The organism is Wolbachia endosymbiont of Drosophila incompta, assembly GCF_001758565.1.
Taxonomy (GTDB): domain Bacteria; phylum Pseudomonadota; class Alphaproteobacteria; order Rickettsiales; family Anaplasmataceae; genus Wolbachia; species Wolbachia pipientis.
Genome location: NZ_CP011148.1, coordinates 528,565 through 531,849, shown reverse-complemented (window position 1 = coordinate 531,849; position 3,285 = coordinate 528,565). Strand labels below are relative to the sequence as shown.

Sequence of the window (3,285 nt, the reverse complement as noted above, 5' to 3'; positions counted from 1 at the left end):
CTCTCGTAATCAGAAATGGGGAGATATAAAATCATTAACATTGGGTGCATTTACTGAACCAGAATCAATAGACTTTATTAGAAAAGCATTAGGTATAAAAGATGGTTCACAAGAAAATGAAATAAAGAATTTGGCAGAAACATTACAGCATTTTCCTTTAGCTTTGCAGCAGGCAGTTGCATACATAAAAGAAAGGGATATAGCATTAAAGAATGTAGGCTTGAAGTTTGAAATTAGTGATTATTTAAAGAGATACAAAGAGGAAGCAGAAAAATTACTTGATTTTAAGTTTCCTAAAGACAGCGACAATAGCTACACCAAGACAACTTTTATAACCTGGAGAATTACTATTGATAAAATCAAAGATAACCCAGAGTATGGTCAGCAAGCCAAAGAAATCTTGGATATCATTGCCTATATTGCTCCTGACAACATTCCTGCAAAAATGTTTTTAGGGGTAGAACGCAATGAAGAAAAGTTAGGTGATGCTATCCAACTACTTAAACAATATTCAATGATCAACTCAGGAGAAGAGCAAAGCTCAGTCAATATCCACAGGTTAGTACAGCAAGTAACAAGAATAGAGTTAGAAAAACAAGGCAAAGACAAAGTTGTGAAAAAGACTTTTGAGTTACTGGAAGAAAGCTTTCCTTACGGCAGTGATAAATTAGAAGATTATGCTAAGAAACGACAATTATTGCCGCATTTAGAAGCGTTCTTATCACATGTAGATAATTGGCTAACAAAAAATCCTTCAGAAAAACAAACAATAGAAAAGGATTATCTTGTAAATTTGTTAATATGGATAGGCGATGGATATTTTGATTTAGATCCTAGAAGACAAAAGAAGTCGCTTGAACGGGTTTTACCTATCATCAAGAAACATTATGGCTCTGATCATTTTCAAGCTGCTATTACATTAGCAAACCTTGGCATTGCTTATGGTGCTTTAGGTGATCCTCAGAAAGAAAAAGAGTTGCTTGAACGGGCTTTACCTATCTTGAAGACACATTATAGCCCTGATCATTTCGAAGTTGCTAAACTGCTGGCAAACCTAGGTAACGCTTACGGGTATTTAGGCAATTATAAGAAACAAAAGGAATTGCTTGAACGAGCTTTACTTACTTTTGAGAAACATTATGGCACTGGTCATCCTGAGGTTGCTAGAACACTAATAAGTTTAGGCACCGCTTATAGGGCTTTAGGTGATCCTCAGGAAGAAAAAGAGTTGCTTGAACGGGCTTTACCTATCTTTAAGGAATATTATGGCTATGATCATTTTGAAGTTGCTAAACTACTAGCAAACCTTGGTATCGCTTATGGTGCTTTGGGTGATCCTCAGAAAGAAAAGGAGCTGCTTGAACAGGTCTTAACAATTAAAGAAAAATATTACAACTCTGATCATTTTGAAGTCGCTATTACTCCGACAAACCTTGGTATCTCTCATGTGGATTTAGGTGACTATAAAAAACAAAAGGAGTTACTTGAACGGGCTTTAGCAATCAAAAAGAAACATTACAGGCCTGACCATTTTGAAGTTGCTAGAACACTGGCAAACCTCGGTAATTCTTATAGGGTTTTAGGTAATCCCCAGAAGGCAAAAGAGTTGCTTGAACAGGCTCTAGCAATTCGAAAGAAACATTACGGCCTCGACCATTTTGAAGTTGTTAAATTACTGGCAACCCTCGGTATCGTTTATGGCACTTTTGGCGATCATCAGAAAGCAAAAGAGTTGTTTGAACGAGCTTTACCTATTTTTGAGAAACATTATGGCTCTGGTCATGTTCAAGTTGCCAAACTACTGGCAAATCTTGGTATTACCTATGGCGCTTTGGGCGATCACAAGAAACAAGAGGAATTGCTTGAACAGGCCTTGCCTATTTTTGAGAAACATTATGGCCCTGATCATCCGGAAGTTGCTAAACTGCTGGCAGAACTAGATGACATTTAGGTTTTTAGCAATACTGGATTAACAACAATTCATTTGAGCTACACTTCCAAAACTAATCTATTTGGATCTTCTATATAATTTTTTATTTTAACGAGGAAAGTTACTGCTCCTTTGCCGTCAACTATTCTGTGATCGTAAGAGAGAGCAATGTACATCATAGGTCTGATTTCTACTGCATTACCAACAGCAACTGGCCTGTTTTGTATTGAATGCATTCCAAGTATTCCAGATTGCGGAGGGTTTATTATCGGAGTGGAAAGAAGTGAACCGTATACTCCACCGTTTGAGATGGTAAATGTTGCACCTTCCATTTCTGATACTTGTAATTTACCCTCACGAGCTTTTTTGCCAAGAGCAACTAAAGTCAACTCAATTTCTGCAAATGACATCTGATCGGCACCCCGAATAACTGGTACAACAAGACCTTTATCGGTGCCAACAGCAACACCTACGTCATAGTAATGTTTANATATGATTTCATCGCCTGAGATTTCAGCGTTAATTTCAGCAATTTCTTTCAATGCTTGCACCGCTGCCTTTATAAAAAACGACATAAAACCAAGTTTTATTCCATATTTTTTTTCAAAGGCGTCCTTATATTTTGCTCTTAGATCCATGACATTCTTCATGTCAATTTCATTGAATGTGGTCAGTATTGCAGCAGTATTTTGCGATGCTTTCAAACGAGCGGCAATTACTTGCCTTATTTTGCTCATTTTTACTCGTTCCTCTCTTTGCTCTCCATTTACTACACTTTTTGGCAATTCATATTGTTTTATTGCAGGTTGTTCAGCTTTGTTCATATGGCCTATCACATCTGCTTTTGTTATTCTGCCTCCCATGCCAGTTCCTTTGACGCTTTCTGCACTGATTGCATTTTCTTCCATAATTTTACGAGCTGATGGAGCATCTTTTTTAGCAGCACTTTCGCTTTTATCTTCTTTTCTCGCTTCCTCTTTTACTTCTCCCATGGAAAGCTTCGCTAACAATTGATCAGGACTTATTACATCATCTTCTTTTATAAGAAATTCAGTTATTTGCCCTGAAGCTTCTGCAGTTAATTCGAGTGCTGTTTTGTCAGTTTCAATTTCAAAGATCAAGTCATCTACTTTTACTGCTTCTCCAATACCCTTCTTTATTTTTACTATACCTTCTGTAACTGATTCACCACCAAGAGTTTTTGGTGCTCTGATTTCTATAATTTTGCTCATAAAACAACTTCCGTATAAAACTTTCTATAGATTTATACATGAAAAGAGACATGTAATAAACTAATAAATTCATTGAGGCTCTTATCATTTAGAAGTGACAAACGGATAACATATTCCCAAATG

Annotated in this window: 2 protein-coding genes; one reads left to right on the top strand and one right to left on the bottom strand. The window is 36.6% G+C overall.

From position 1 onward, the window contains the following. Positions 1-1,951: tetratricopeptide repeat protein (locus WG67_RS02305; RefSeq protein ID WP_410543620.1), on the top strand; the 1,951-nt coding region annotated here is incomplete at its 5' end. 38 nt (positions 1,952-1,989) lie between these two features. Here WG67_RS02305 and odhB read toward each other — a convergent pair. Continuing rightward, on the bottom strand, positions 1,990-3,162 hold the full coding sequence (gene odhB / locus WG67_RS02300; RefSeq protein ID WP_070356844.1) for a 2-oxoglutarate dehydrogenase complex dihydrolipoyllysine-residue succinyltransferase: 1,173 nt from the start codon (positions 3,160-3,162) through the stop codon (positions 1,990-1,992). Positions 3,163-3,285 lie beyond the last annotated feature (123 nt).